Source organism: Pseudoalteromonas peptidolytica (assembly GCF_012641745.1).
Lineage (GTDB): Bacteria > Pseudomonadota > Gammaproteobacteria > Enterobacterales > Alteromonadaceae > Pseudoalteromonas > Pseudoalteromonas peptidolytica.
Genome location: NZ_WEHZ01000013.1, coordinates 98,805 through 113,310 on the forward strand (window position 1 = coordinate 98,805; position 14,506 = coordinate 113,310).

General features: G+C 41.9%; 9 protein-coding genes. 3 read left to right on the forward strand and 6 right to left on the reverse strand.

What is annotated here, in order from left to right; all coding sequences use genetic code 11:
* Positions 1 to 29: 29 nt before the first annotated feature.
* Genes F9Y84_RS10620 through F9Y84_RS10640 form a run of 5 tightly spaced genes read right to left on the reverse strand, consistent with a single transcriptional unit; the run spans position 30 to position 9,076 of the window.
* Positions 30 to 2,513: a glycogen/starch/alpha-glucan phosphorylase gene (locus F9Y84_RS10620; protein ID WP_147389988.1), complete on the reverse strand. Its 2,484-nt coding sequence runs from the start codon at positions 2,511 to 2,513 to the stop codon at positions 30 to 32.
* Position 2,514: 1 nt separating this feature from the next.
* Complete coding sequence (gene glgX, locus F9Y84_RS10625; protein WP_128732473.1) at positions 2,515 to 4,557, reverse strand: glycogen debranching protein GlgX; 2,043 nt, start codon at positions 4,555 to 4,557, stop codon at positions 2,515 to 2,517.
* On the reverse strand, positions 4,551 to 6,788 hold the full coding sequence (gene glgB, locus F9Y84_RS10630) for a 1,4-alpha-glucan branching protein GlgB (protein ID WP_147389989.1): 2,238 nt from the start codon (positions 6,786 to 6,788) through the stop codon (positions 4,551 to 4,553). Before glgB ends, glgX begins: the two co-directional genes overlap by 7 nt.
* Entirely contained in the window at positions 6,789 to 8,768 is a 1,980-nt protein-coding gene (gene malQ / locus F9Y84_RS10635) for a 4-alpha-glucanotransferase (RefSeq protein WP_147389990.1), read from the reverse strand.
* Positions 8,769 to 8,776: 8 nt separating this feature from the next.
* On the reverse strand, positions 8,777 to 9,076 hold the full coding sequence (locus F9Y84_RS10640) for an isoamylase early set domain-containing protein (protein ID WP_125253163.1): 300 nt from the start codon (positions 9,074 to 9,076) through the stop codon (positions 8,777 to 8,779).
* 545 nt (positions 9,077 to 9,621) lie between these two features.
* On the opposite strand from F9Y84_RS10640, the gene F9Y84_RS10645 reads away from it, so the two are divergent.
* Entirely contained in the window at positions 9,622 to 11,523 is a 1,902-nt protein-coding gene (locus F9Y84_RS10645; protein ID WP_147389991.1) for a putative bifunctional diguanylate cyclase/phosphodiesterase, read from the forward strand.
* Between the two features lie 69 nt (positions 11,524 to 11,592).
* Here F9Y84_RS10645 and F9Y84_RS10650 read toward each other — a convergent pair whose 3' ends face one another.
* Positions 11,593 to 12,021, reverse strand: a complete 429-nt coding sequence (locus F9Y84_RS10650; RefSeq protein ID WP_125253165.1) for an Lrp/AsnC family transcriptional regulator — start codon at positions 12,019 to 12,021, stop codon at positions 11,593 to 11,595.
* A gap of 184 nt (positions 12,022 to 12,205) precedes the next feature.
* Here F9Y84_RS10650 and F9Y84_RS10655 point away from each other — a divergent pair, with 184 nt between their 5' ends.
* Positions 12,206 to 13,411, forward strand: coding sequence for an aspartate aminotransferase family protein (locus tag F9Y84_RS10655; RefSeq protein WP_147389992.1), 1,206 nt, complete (start codon positions 12,206 to 12,208; stop codon positions 13,409 to 13,411).
* A 30-nt stretch (positions 13,412 to 13,441) separates the two neighbouring features.
* The gene (gene astA, locus F9Y84_RS10660) at positions 13,442 to 14,467 is read left to right on the forward strand and encodes an arginine N-succinyltransferase (RefSeq protein WP_147389993.1); all 1,026 of its coding nucleotides are present in this window, start codon (positions 13,442 to 13,444) and stop codon (positions 14,465 to 14,467) included.
* Positions 14,468 to 14,506 lie beyond the last annotated feature (39 nt).

The following is a 14,506-nucleotide window of genomic DNA, read 5'->3' on the forward strand; positions in this document are numbered from 1 at the left end:
TTGTTCTCTCCATAACTTTGTTGCGGTGACTACTGCATCGGACTCAATCGCCAAATATCATCGCTGTATTCTTGAATTGTTCTATCACTGGAAAATTTTCCACTCGCTGCTGTATTGAGAATACTCATACGCAGCCAGTGTTCCTTGTCTTTATATGCTTGAGCCGCATGTTCTTGACTTTCAACATAAGAAGGAAAGTCTTGAGCGACTAACCATGGGTCGCTGCTACTTTTTATTGAGTTGATAATGTCATCGAAAATATTAGGCTCAAAAAGATTGAAATGGCCGCTTTCCAATAGTGTCATCACGCGGTTTAAATCTTGATTACTTTCTATGATTTTTAACGGTTGGTAATGTAGTCTGGCCTGCTGAGCTTCTTCTGCTGTTAAGCCAAATAAGTAAAAATTATCGGCACCGACACAGTCTCTAATTTCTATATTAGCGCCATCAAGAGTGCCAATTGTCACAGCACCATTCATCATAAATTTCATGTTTCCGGTGCCTGAAGCTTCCTTGCCTGCGGTTGATATCTGCTCCGATAAATCAGTTGCAGGACATATTACTTCCATCTTTGAAACGTTGTAATTTGGTAAAAATGCAACGCGAAGATAAGGCTTAGCTGCGGGATCATTATTAATAACGCTTGCAACATTATTGATGAGTTTAATGATCTTTTTAGCCATGTAATAACCTGGCGCTGCTTTACCGCCAAATAAAACACAACGGGGAACCAACCCAGAAACTTCCCCTCTGCAAACTCGATCATATAGGTGGATCACATGAAGGATATTTAATAACTGACGTTTGTATTCGTGTATCCTTTTTACTTGGACATCAAACATCATGTCAGGATCAAACTCTACGCTACACTCTTGTTTTACCAGCTCAGTTAAGCGGCGCTTATTTTGCTGCTTCACCGCCAACCATTGTTGTTGGAAAGCGTGATTATCATAAAATCGACGCAGCTCGCTGATTTTTGAAAAGTCTGCTTGCCAGCCATCTCCGATTTTCTCTGAAATAAGCGCTGCAAGTTGTGGATTACAATGTGACAACCAACGTCTTGGTGTTACCCCATTCGTTTTGTTGTTGAACTTTTCTGGGCATAGTTGATAAAAGTCATTGAATAAACCAGCTTTTAACAACTCGGTATGTAAAGCTGCAACTCCGTTTACCGAATAACTACCAACAATTGCAAGGTATGCCATACGAATTTGAGGATGTTCTGACTCTTCGATGAGCGACAACGCGCGCTGCTTCTCTATATCTCCTGGCCACTTTAATGCGACTTCTGAGAGGAAACGAGCGTTTATCTCATAAATAATTTCTAATAGCCTAGGTAGTAAACGTTGAAAAAGACTGACCGACCAACGCTCCAAAGCCTCTGGCAGTAGAGTATGGTTGGTGTAGGCCATCGTTGAGGTCGTTATTTTCCATGCTTCATCCCACTCCAGCTCATAGTCATCCAGCAAAATACGCATCAGTTCAGCAACCGCGATGCTAGGATGTGTGTCATTAAGTTGGAACACATGAAAGTCTGCAAAGTCCTTAAAATCATCTCCATATTGTTCAACCCATGTAGCAATAACATCTTGTAAACTTGCGCTGGATAAAAAGTATTGCTGCCTTAGTCTAAGCTCTTTACCGTTTTCACTGGCGTCATTAGGGTAAAGCACCATAGTGATCTGTTCAGCTTGGTTTTTTTTAGCAACCGCTTCTGAATAACTCCCGGCATTAAACTCGGTTAAATCAAACTCATCCGTCGCTTCAGACTTCCAAAGCCGCAAGGTATTTACAACACCATTTCGATACCCAGGCACAGGTACGTCGTACGGAACGGCCAAGACATCTTGCGTATCAAGCCATTCGTGGTGTTGCCTACCCTGCTTATCAGTATGTACCTCAACATGTCCAAAAAACTTCACTCGCCTTGCTTGCTCAGGTGCTGCCAGCTCCCATGGATGACCTTCTCGGAGCCAGTTATCAGGCTGTTCAACCTGATGACCTTGCTCACAGGTTTGATTAAACATACCAAACTCATAGCGTAAACCGTAACCAATAACAGGAAGCGCAAGTGAGGCACAACTATCTAAAAAACACGCTGCTAAACGTCCTAAGCCACCATTACCTAAGCCTGCATCATGCTCTGCCTCTGCTACTTCTTCAAGTTCAGTGCAGTACTCTTGTAGCGCCGACTGCACTTGTTCATGAAGGTCAAGATTAATCACTGCATTTGACAACGCTCGGCCCATCAAAAACTCTAAAGAGAGATAGGCAGCTTTTCGAGTTTTCTGACTTTTAATGTGTTCTTTGGTCGCTCGGCAACGAGCAACTAATCGGTCGCGGATCGTCAGTGCCAAAGCGTGATACAGGTACAAACGGGATTCCCCGACTTTGTCACGCCCCAAGGTATAATAAAAATGACGCGTTAAATCGTCGGTTAAGGTGTCTTCATCTATCTTTGGTGCATCTTGCCAATGTTTCACAACGCAAACTGGTGCACTTTTATTAGCCATGCTATTCATCCCCTTTGATTGATGTAAATATCCATGCTGACTTAGCCGGAACCTGTAAATATGAGTCAATATCTGTTTTGTGTACCTCGACAGCCGTTGTGATCGCTAGTTTCCAATTAGAGGAAAAAGCACTTTGTGGCAATTTGATATTTATTGTGTTGTCACTTGCGTTCAAAATAATCAGTAAACTTTGGCCTAATTGCTGATCTGTAATGGTGTAACTTAGCCATTTTCGACTCGGTTCACGCCACTGCTCTGGGGAAAGCGGTTTGGCTTCTTCATTAAACCAATTAACCGCAAACCGGCTGTCGCTGTTATGCACATAAAACAAGTAAGAAAAGGCCGCAAACTGTTTGCGTATTGCCAATAAATCTTGAATGAAGAAAGTAAGCGGATGATGCTGTTGATGATTTTTCCACGCTAACCAACTCGTACAATTGTCTTGGCAATAAGCATTATTATTACCATTTTGCGAGTGTGCCATTTCGGTGCCAGCACAAATCATCGGAACGCCTTTAGATAAAAACAATGTTAGAAGCGCATTTTTTTGCATACAAAGTCTAAGTTCATTAACTTTAGGATCTGCACTGAACCCCTCAACACCACAGTTAAATGAATAGTTTTCACTATGGCCATCTAGATTAGCTTCACCATTGGCTTCGTTATGTTTTTGTTCGTAGGCCGTCCAGTCAAACAGTGAAAAGCCGTCATGACTGGTAATAAAATTAATAGAGTTCAACGGTCCCCGTAGATTATGTTCAAATACATCACTTGAACCGTGGATCCGCATTGCCAGCTCAGGAAGCACTCCCTCATCCCCACGCCAGAAGCGCCTGACAGTATCTCTAAATTTATCATTCCACTCTCGCCAAGGTGCTGGAAATTGCCCTAGTTGGTAACCCCCAGGTCCAATATCCCATGGCTCTGCAATTAATTTCACCTTACTCAGAATAGGATCTTGATTAAGCGCTTGCAAAAAAGCATGCTGATTAGAAAAGCCAGAGGTTTGACGCGCTAGGATCGTCGCCAAATCAAATCTAAAACCATCTACTCCCATATATTCAACCCAATATCGCAAGCTGTCTAATACCAGTTTCAATACGACGGGGTTTGAAATATTAAGGGTATTTCCACATCCAGTGTCATTTATATAAACATTTGGTTTATTTGGTAAGGTGCTGTAATAGGTGAGATTATCAAACCCTTTAAAGCTAATCGTAGGTCCATCTATGCCGCCTTCGGCTGTGTGATTAAAGACCACATCTAAAATCACCTCTATTCCAGCCTGATGCAGTCGCTCGACCATTAACTTAAATTCATTAATATCATCACTGACGAGGTAACTTTTGTGTGGAGTAAAAAAGCTAAGCGTATTGTAACCCCAGTAATTTTTTAATCCCTTAGTAGTCAAAAACTGTTCGTTAATAAAGGCATGCACTGGCAAGAGCTGCACAGCTGTCACACCAATATGCTTCAGATGATCAATAAATACAGGTTCGGCAAGGCCCAGATATTTACCTTGCAGCTTAGCAGGTACCTCAGGATGGCGTACCGTGGCTCCTTTTACATGACACTCATATATTACGGTTTTACTCCAAGGTGTGTTTGGGCGCACCCCTACATACTTTTCGGTCGCTACGACTTTGCTTTTTGGCATGTCACATGCGTTGTCTGATGGATTCAAATGCCCCACAGGCAGGTGGCAAAAATGTCGCTCACTCCATGTAAACTCACCAAAAAAATCTTTGCAATATGGGTCTAGTAAAAGTTTATTGACGTTGAATAATAAACCTTTCTCTGCACGATAATCGCCATCAACCCGGTATCCATATAAATCACCTGCTTTTGCCCCTTCGATAAATAGCGACCAATTTCCCCCTTCGTGGCGAAACATGGGCAAACGATTGACTTCACTATGCCCGCTTTTATCAAACAAACACAGTGTCACTTTTGCCGCTTTTGGCGCATAAACACAAAAGTTAACGCCTTTGCCCGTAACAGTTGCGCCAAGCGTATAAGGGTGGCCACGATAGCTTATTAGCATGTGCCACCAGAGATCAGCTGTAAATAAATAGTCGCCAGCGGCGGGATGGTTATATCAATACTTTGACTAAGTCCGTGGCTTTCAATCTCTTTCGACTCTATCAATTGTTGCTTATGTGCAACAATACCAACGCCACTGCCCCAAAATTCCGTGTCATCAGTGTTTAAAATCACTTGATAAACGCCAGAAGCCGGCACGCCTAAACGGAAATGAAAATGTGTCTGGGGGGTGAAATTTGCCACTACGACAAGTGGGGTCAAGCCATCGTTTCCATAACGGATAAAACTAAAGATACTTTGTTCAGCATTTCCACCATCTATCCAATTGAATCCAGTGGACTTAGTATCACACTCGAACAATTGAGGCGTTGTCTTGTAGGTTTCATTTAGGGATTTGATACATTTATAGATACCGCGATGCGCTTCACTCTCTAACAAATGCCAATTTAATTGCTGGTTGTGGTTCCATTCCTCACGCGGTGCCAACTCAGACCCCATAAATAGCAGCTTTTTGCCAGGGTGTGCGAACATAAACCCATAATAAGCCCTTAAGTTAGCAAATTGCTGCCAATCATCCCCTGGCATTTTGCTCAATAACGCACCTTTCCCGTGAACGACTTCGTCGTGGCTTAATGGTAAAATATAATTTTCAGAGTAAGCATAGACCATGGAAAAGGTCATTTCATGATGATGGTACTTACGGTGAATGGGGTCTTTTGACATATAATTCAGAGTGTCGTTCATCCATCCCATATTCCATTTATAGCCAAAACCCAATCCATCATGTTCAACACTACGCGTTACCCCAGGCCAAGCAGTAGATTCCTCAGCTACCATCATGATCCCATCATTTTCACCGTAACATTGAGTATTTACTGACTTTAAACATTCAATCGCACCCAAGTTTTCACGTCCACCATATTGGTTAGGGATCCACTCGCCTTGCTTTCTGCTGTAATCCAAGTACAACATCGATGCCACGGCATCGACACGCAAGCCATCAATGCCGTATTCCTTAATCCAGTACATCGCGTTAGACAATAAGAAGCTTTTTACTTCTGCGCGGTCATAATTAAAAATGTATGTGTTCCAATCAGGGTGGAATCCCTGTCTTTTGTCAGCATGTTCATACAAGTGCGTGCCATCAAATTTATGCAAGCCGTGAGGGTCGGAAGGAAAATGTCCAGGAACCCAATCTATTAACAACCCCAACTCAGCTTGATGACAACATTCAACAAAGTATGCAAAATCTTCTACTCCTCCAAACCGACTGGTGGGTGAGAACAAGCCAACAGGTTGATAACCCCAAGAGCCATCAAAAGGATATTCGCTGATTGGCATCAATTGCAGATGTGTGAATCCCAAAGACTTCACATAAGGGATTAAGTCATCTCCAAGTTCACGGTACGTTAAATAGCGATTACCTTCTTGTTCTCGGCGCTTCCAAGACCCAAGATGTACCTCGTATATACTAATTGGTGCATCAATCCTATTGCGAGATGCTTTTTCTATTTGCTCAGGTTGAGTCACCACTGCTGTTGGCTTTGATTGCGTAATACTTGCAGTCCCTGGCGCTTGCTCCATTTTGAATGCAAGTGGATCTGCCTTTTCAATTCGCTCTCCATCAAATGTTGTAATAGCAAACTTATAGCAACGGTCGACATTCAGCTCAGGTATAAAAAGTTCCCATACGCCACTGGCAGGGTGCAATCTCATTGGATGTTGAGTGTTGTTCCAATGGTTAAAGTCACCGATCACCGAAACAGATAATGCGTTTGGTGCCCAAACGCTAAAGCGAAACCCTTCAACACCATCCACTGTAAGTTGATGTGCGCCGAGGTGCAGATAGGCTTGCGCCTGTGTACCTTCATTAAATAAATACAAAGCTTCATCTGATAAGGTGCTCGCAAACGAATATACATCTCTACCGGTTACTGTCTGATTTGGATAAACAACTTCTAACTGATATTCTTGATTGGCAAAATTTTTGTCTAAAACCGATGAAAATAGAGCGCTTTGACGAAATTGCGTTAGCGGATACCTACTATGTTTTGTAAGTACAAATACCTCTTGCGCCCCTGGAATGTAGCATCGTACCACCGACTGATTATCATTAAATTGATGTAGCCCTAAAAAAGCAAACGGATCACGACACTTACCTGCCGCCAGCGCGGTAACTTGGCAATCATAATGAGGCATTTGAGCGTCTTCTAAATTTGGTCTTGTATTCATCTATAAATTCCTGCTTGTGACAGCGTCGCGGATCAGCATTTGGGATTTTGCGATAATCTCTGTTGATGTTTGCGTTAACTGCCGCCTCCAGTTTGGATATTCCTTATCGGTACCGGGGATATTTACTGGTAGCCGCTGACAGTCGAGATCATCCAATTGTAGCGTCAGCATTTTTGCCGGTGACTGAGCTAGCACCTTTATTAACGCCGGATAAACTAAAGCAGCCTCGCTTTTTAGGTCTATACCTCGCACACCATGAAGACTCAACCAACGACAAAGCTTGTCTCGCTCCGTCTCCCTTTGTGCATTTGCAACTGAGGTTTGCTGCTCATCGAGTAGCTGATATTGCTTTTTGAGCCGCAAATCATCGTGCTCCCACCAGCCAAAAAAAGGTGGTACGTCATGATTAGCAACCATTAACAAAGCATTTTTTTTATAATGTTCAACGGCAAGAAACTGATCATCATGATCTTTTTCAAAATAAAATAGAATATTGCTGTATATGTGGGACTCTGCCATTGCTAACTTAATTTCCGTTGGCACCACTCCCAAATCTTCTCCGATCACCATGACTTTGTGTAGCGCCGACTCTATCTTCAATATTGCGAGTAAGTATTCAAAAGGATAATAAACGTAACAGCCACTCTGAGACTCCCCACTTACAAAGCACCACCATAAGCGTCTTAACCCCATCACATGATCAATCCGTAGCCCCCCGACTCCGCTGATATTTGCTCTAATCAGCTGTTTAAAAAACTCGAACCGTTCAGCTTTTAACTTGACAGGGTTAAGCGCTGGCAGTCCCCAATTTTGTCCCTGCTCAGCCCATGGATCTGGCGGCGCTCCAACTCTCGCATGTTCGGCATAGAGTGACCGATTACTCTCATATTCACTCGAGCCGTCAGCACAACCAACGGCTAAATCATTAATAAGCCCTATTGCCATACCGTGTTCTAGTGCCACTAGCTGACAATGTGCCAACTGCTCAAACGCTACCCACTGTAAAAACCTGGCGAACTCATCGTCAGTAAACCCACTCAACTCTTCTTTTTTGCGCTGACAAAACTGTTTAAAATCAGCATCCCAGTCATTGCGTTGATTTTGTAAGTACTGCCATAAGCTATGCAGCTTAGCTAATTTGTCGTTCATACAACGAGACATATCAAGGTAACTGTGATTACGGTCACTTTTATCGATATTACTTTGCTTAAAAAACACGTTTTTATCTACATTGAATCGCTCACATAACAGCTCAATAGATATATAAAAAGGGTGAAGTAAGCGCCTATCATTTGGGCTATATGGGCTTGCCTTTTCTGGTTGTTCAACAAACAGTAGGTGGAGTGGGTTCAATAAAATGTAATCAACTCCCTCGCCAGCTGCCAAAACAATCAGCTCTTTCAACTCAAAAAAATCAGCGCTTAGTTTTGAGTTTTCAGGTTTAAGCGAATAAAGTTGTACAGAGATCCCAAGTAACTTTTTATTATCCGAGATGGGATCGTAGCAATGCTCGGGAGTAACCCAAAGCTCAGTTTCGTAGCATTGTCCATTTATAGTTACTTTGGCTTGATGATAACCAACAACAACTGGAGCAATGGCGACTGACAATGCTACATAACGCGTTCCTTGATAAACGTAGTCACCCACTTCTGACAGGTTGTTGCATTCACAAACAAAATGATAATTTAATGCAGGAATAGAGATAGTAAGCTCAGATAAGCTACTACACGCTTCAAGTCTCAACGTTAACTTAGGCTGGGCTTCTTTTGTTAACGTAATAGCTTCGATAGGTGTTAGCCATTTTGCAATATCCAAAGCAAAATTAAGTGCATTTACTTCATCAATATCATCTGTATTTACACCACATTCTTTGAGGGCTGACAAGCGAGTCTGGTGATCAAAGATAACATGATCACCTGTATATTTATGATATTCATAACCAATACCATATAAATATAAAAGCTGAGCAATATGGTCCATTTATTGTCTTAAGCCCTGCAAGTGGATACAACGCTGTTGTCTTCCCCAAATCCATTTGGCACGTAATCATCCGCTTGATGATCGTTATCCCAGACCTCGCCATCAATCAAATATCTAAAATGGTAATCTTTGTCGGTTGGTAAACGGTGTTTAAGTTTAAAAGCACACTCTTTTTTAACAAACTTCATTGGCTCAGGTTGCCAGCCATTAAAATCCCCGACCAGCGCTACAGTTTTAGCTTGTGGGTGTGAAAATGAAAATGTAACTTCTGCTTCGTCTTTTGTTTTAAAAAACCGTTTGGTGAGCATATAACCCCCATTTACCTTGTGTGAGTCCATATTTCACAGTGACGTACGCTAATACTGCAAACGACTGGTAACTGTGTACGATTTATTTTGGGTATTTTTTAAGAACCCAGCTATCTGACACTGTACTAACACAGCACCATCAAGCCTGCTCTATCAATCACGAACCTCAAGTACAGCAAACAAATATTGAGTTTGTATGACAGTACTAATTTGGTGCGCTTTTGCACCACTTTGTCGCAACCTAAATCTGACAAGTCGTAATTCCAGGTTGCTATGAGATCCTTGCAATCGCTGAGCCAATTACGTTAAAAGTTAAGATGAAAGCTAGTAAAGAACCGTTCTCATGTAAAGTGAATTTAACTAATAATTGATCAAGCGCATATAAAGTCACGACCAATATGAGATTTTTGGTACTTTTGCACGATGAAGTTTGCAACTGAATGCTAAAATGTGTAAAAAACTATCTTACAGACCAAATCATTATCGCCTACCATGTCATCTTAGCTTGATAACGTGAGTAGCGAATTTTTAAGGAAAGCCTATTCATGACACGTGCTATAAGACTAACAAGTACCCTAGTTTTAGGCGCGTTATTTGTTGTCATATTGCTTCATCTATCGTTTAAAGCGCACGTTTTTGAATTACTATCTACTGGTTTTGCGGTTAGTTCATTAGAAAACTCAGTGGCATCACCTTGGTATGCCTTTTTATTACATGGAATACATTTTAGTAGCAGCGAAAGTGACCTATTTGTGGTGATTGACCTTGCAGCTGATACACGCAAATTTATTGACGTCAACTTAGTATGGTATGACGTATTTACTTCCCCCATCACACTGACGGCTTTAGCGACCTTACTCACGATTATTTTTTATTTACTGAAGGCAGAATGTCGATACCGTAATCAAGATAGAGACGTGGACAAGATAAACAATGATGTACATAATATCCTGACTCGCCTTGAAGTTGACAGTGCACCGCTTCATCACAAGTCACCTCTTGCTGGGTTAAGTCACTCTATTCATGATTTATCTAGTCACCTGGCGAGGGTTAAACGTCATTCCGAGTCGCAAATTTTTCAAGATAAGCTCACCAAGTTAATTGACCGCCATGCCTACATTGACCATATCGAGGTAAAATTAAAACAAGCAGAACTCAATCAAGCAAAATGCGGCCTGCTATTTATTGACTTAGATGGCTTTAAACAAGTGAATGACTCTTTCGGTCACAGTTTTGGAGATGAAATTCTTATTCAAGTTGCACTACGACTATCAAAAGTAGTTCGTCAGTTTGGACTTGAAGACACCCACCCAATCTATGGACTTGAACAAAACTTATCACGCCTAGGGGGCGATGAGTTTTCGATTTTTATTCCCACACTTCCTAACCCTAATTTATGTACTGAAATTGCACAGTCTATCTTGTGCGATATAGAGCGTGACTTTTTACTTGGCAATAAATTGGTAAAAATTGGCGCAAGTATTGGTATCGCGGTTTATCCCGACAGTGCAGCAACGCCAAACTCGCTGTTGCAAATGGCCGATGTAGCTATGTACCGTGCAAAATCAGACGGTCGCGGCATATTTAAAGTCTATTCACCTGAAATGGGCTCTAAAATGCGGCGCTATCATTACCTGCTTGAAGAACTGAGACTAGCCATTGCAGCACAAAGCTTTTATCTCTCATTCCAGCCTATCGTACATGTTGAAGATTGCGCGATTGATTATTTTGAAGCGCTGATCCGCTGGAACCATCCAATAGAGGGGCTTATCCCCCCAGCTGAATTTATTCCTATTGCTGAAGAGTCTAATTTAATCCTAGAGCTTGGCGACTGGATCTTGCTTGAGTCATGCAGGCAAATGTCTGCTTGGCATAATGCAGGTATGAAGAAGGTAAAAATTTCGGTCAATGTCTCGGGTATTCAGCTTAAACATCGGAAAATTTTTGAATGGGTCAATACAGCACTGGAAAAAACTGGGCTACCTGCAAGTGCATTGATGCTAGAAATTACCGAATCAACGCTGATCAAAGCCAGCAATGAAACAATTTCTCAGCTACAGCAATGCAGAGATGCAGGAATAAGCGTTGCTATTGACGATTTTGGTACTGGTTTTAGCTCTTTGAGCACACTCGCTGACCTTCCTATCGATGTAATCAAAATCGACAAGCTATTTATCACTCAAGCAAATAGCAATCCGAAATATCGTAAAATATTAAATTCGATCAGTGAACTTGGACAGCAATTAGAGCTAAAAGTTGTCGCCGAGGGAGTTGAGCAAATTGAGCAATTTGAGTTAGTTAAAAACCTTGGGATCAGTTGTGTACAAGGCTACTTAGTCAGCAGACCAGAAAGCTCCAACAACGTTGGTAGCAAAGTGCTCAATGGCAATGTAAATCACATCGCAGCTACGGGCACGAGTATTTGGTTGCCAGAACACGTAGGGTGATCCCCTCGCCTTACGTTGAAAAATAGATACAGTCTTATAAAACTCACTTCACGTTATCCATGAATTGTTCTAACGCTTAAATTTTGTTTCTAAGATAACTGACGAATTAGTACGCTCTATTCCTTCCAAATTACCGATTTCGTCAAGTAGATGACTCAGCTGCTCCAGACTCTGCGCTTCAACAATAGCAATCAAGTCATATTCTCCACTTATAGCATAAAGTGCTGAAACATTCGGTAACTGTTGTAATGCCAAGTTTGCTTTTGCGGTGAGCTTTTGCTTTACCTTTATTGCAACATGGGCAGACACAAGGTCATCGATATATTGTTCAGCAAATTCGACCCGATAGCCCTTGATCACTCCATTTTGTTCTAATTTCGCAATACGGTTCTGTACTGTCGTTCTAGAAATATCGAGTTTTCGTGCTAACTCTGAGATGCTCTCCCGTGCATTATTTCGCAACAGTGCAATGAGCTTTTCGTCTTGTAAACTTATCATTTTGCAATTTAACCATGTCAATTTGATATAAATAATAGCAAATATGTGAATTATTGCACTGCAAATTATTATAAAAGCGCGTAATAATGAGGAAATAGCAAGTTGGCTGTGAGCAGAACATCAAATAAACAATTTTTGCTCAACAGAAATAACGCACAATGATAAAAATTTAGGAGAAAGCGTCATGCAAGCAAACCGCGAATTATTCGATGAAGTCATGGTTCCAAATTACAACCCATCTGCTGTGATCCCTGTCAAAGGTGAAGGCTCTCGTGTATGGGATCAAACAGGCAAAGAGTTCATCGATTTTGCTGGTGGTATCGCGGTAAATTGTCTCGGTCACTGCCACCCTGCGCTTGTCTCTGCACTAAAAGAGCAAGGCGAAAAAATTTGGCACCTATCGAACGTAATGACGAATGAGCCAGCATTACGCCTTGCCAAAAAATTAACCGATGCGACATTTGCAGAGAAAGTATACTTCGCAAACTCAGGTGCTGAAGCAAATGAGGCTGCGCTTAAGCTTGCTCGGCGCTGGGCTTTAGATAAATTTGGTGCAGAGAAGTCGCAAATCATTGCATTTAACAAAGGCTTCCATGGACGTACTTTTTTCACCGTAACTGTGGGTGGTCAAGCAGCCTATTCTGACGGCTTTGGTCCAAAGCCTGCTGATGTTACTCATGTTGATTACAACGACCTATCTGCGTTTGAGAAAACAATCTCAGATAATACCTGTGCTGTAATGATGGAACCGCTTCAAGGCGAAGGTGGAATAATTTCTCCAAACCCTGAATTTGTACAGGCTGTACGTGAGCTTTGCGACAAGCATAATGCTTTACTTATTTTTGATGAAGTTCAGACTGGTGTTGGTCGTACGGGTGACCTATATGCTTATCAAGGCCTAGGTGTAACACCTGATATTTTAACCACTGCAAAGGCACTTGGTGGCGGCTTTCCTATTGGTGCGATGTTAACAACAACTGACATTGCGTCACACTTAAAAGTAGGTACACATGGTTCAACATACGGTGGTAACCCGTTAGCCTGTGCCGTTGCAGAAGCCGCGTTTGATACAGTAAATACCGAAGCGGTGCTATCAGGTGTAAAAGCCAAAGAGCAACTATTCAGAGATGGTCTAAACGCTATTAACGACAAATACAATGTATTTTCTGAGGTGCGCGGTAAAGGTCTTCTTCTTGGTGCCGTGCTCAATGACAAATTTGAAGGCCGTGCACGTGATTTCCTTGTAGCAAGTGCACAGCACGGTTTAATGTCACTAGTGGCAGGCACTAATGTCGTTCGTTTCACACCTTCTCTTGTGATCACAAATGAAGAGATCGCAGAAGGTTTAGCACGCTTTGAACAAGCGGTTGCTGCAGTAGTTAACGGCTAAGGAGCTGGGGATCTTGATCCCCTCTTTCTCATGTTAGTATTAAGACCAATACAAAAAACTGACTTTGATGCGCTAAAAACGATTGCGATTGAATCTGGTCACGGGTTTACCTCATTACCTGTCGACGATGAATTGCTATCGAATAAAATTGATCGCTCAGTTAAAAGCTTCACAAAGTCAGTTACAAAACCGTATGACGAAGGCTATTTATTCGTTCTTGAAGACACCCAAACGGGAGAAATTATCGGCACCACGGCAATCGAGGCCGCTGTTGGTATGTCTGTACCTCTGTATCACTACCACTTGGGTAAAACTGTACATCATTCAAGTACGCTTGGGGTTTACAACACCGTAGATATTTTGTCCATGTGTAACGATTACACTGGCAGTTCAGAGATTTGCACGCTGTTTTTACGAGAAGGTCATCGCCAAGGGTTAGCGGGGCGTTTTTTATCACGCAGCCGTTTTTTATTTATGGCCGAGCATGCAGAGCGTTTTAGCGATACTGTTATTGCAGAAATGCGAGGCGTTAGCGATGAGCATGGTCATTCACCATTTTGGCAGTGGTTACAAGAACACTTTTTTAGTATCGAATTTCCACAAGCTGATCACTTAGTAGGACTGGGAGACAAGGTTTTTATTTGTGAGCTGATGCCGAAGTACCCTATTTACGCAAACTTACTAAGCCCAGAAGCACAAGCCGTTATCGGTCATGTACACGAAAAGACCAAACCTGCATTAAGATTATTACAAAAAGAAGGATTTGAGCACCGTGGTTACGTTGATTTATTTGATGCGGGACCCACTGTTGAGGCTAAACTCGAAAATATCAGCACAGTAAGAGAATCTTTTAAGGGCGAGGTTGAAATTGTAACCTCAGTACCAAATAACCTCCCCAGCCTCGCAATTTCCAATGGTCGACTAGACGTGTTTAAAGCCATTTTTACCGATCAAGCATATTTGTGCGAAGCTGAGGAAAAAATTCAACTCACCACCGAAGTTGCAAATGCACTTGAAGTCACTCAAGGCGAGTTAATAAGCGCATTTAAATTATAAATTTCATGTCGTGCTAATACCAAAAGGTATAACGTTAAC

What these genes read in the sequence shown, in the direction of transcription:
- F9Y84_RS10640 (WP_125253163.1), bottom strand. Translation starts at nt 9,076, where the DNA reads ATGCTCACCAAACGGTTTTTTAAAACAAAAGACGAAGCAGAAGTTACA.
- F9Y84_RS10620 (WP_147389988.1), bottom strand. Translation starts at nt 2,513, where the DNA reads ATGGCTAATAAAAGTGCACCAGTTTGCGTTGTGAAACATTGGCAAGAT.
- F9Y84_RS10655 (WP_147389992.1), top strand. Translation starts at nt 12,206, where the DNA reads ATGCAAGCAAACCGCGAATTATTCGATGAAGTCATGGTTCCAAATTAC.
- malQ (WP_147389990.1), bottom strand. Translation starts at nt 8,768, where the DNA reads ATGGACCATATTGCTCAGCTTTTATATTTATATGGTATTGGTTATGAA.
- glgX (WP_128732473.1), bottom strand. Translation starts at nt 4,557, where the DNA reads ATGCTAATAAGCTATCGTGGCCACCCTTATACGCTTGGCGCAACTGTT.
- F9Y84_RS10645 (WP_147389991.1), top strand. Translation starts at nt 9,622, where the DNA reads ATGACACGTGCTATAAGACTAACAAGTACCCTAGTTTTAGGCGCGTTA.
- F9Y84_RS10650 (WP_125253165.1), bottom strand. Translation starts at nt 12,021, where the DNA reads ATGATAAGTTTACAAGACGAAAAGCTCATTGCACTGTTGCGAAATAAT.
- glgB (WP_147389989.1), bottom strand. Translation starts at nt 6,788, where the DNA reads ATGAATACAAGACCAAATTTAGAAGACGCTCAAATGCCTCATTATGAT.
- astA (WP_147389993.1), top strand. Translation starts at nt 13,442, where the DNA reads ATGTTAGTATTAAGACCAATACAAAAAACTGACTTTGATGCGCTAAAA.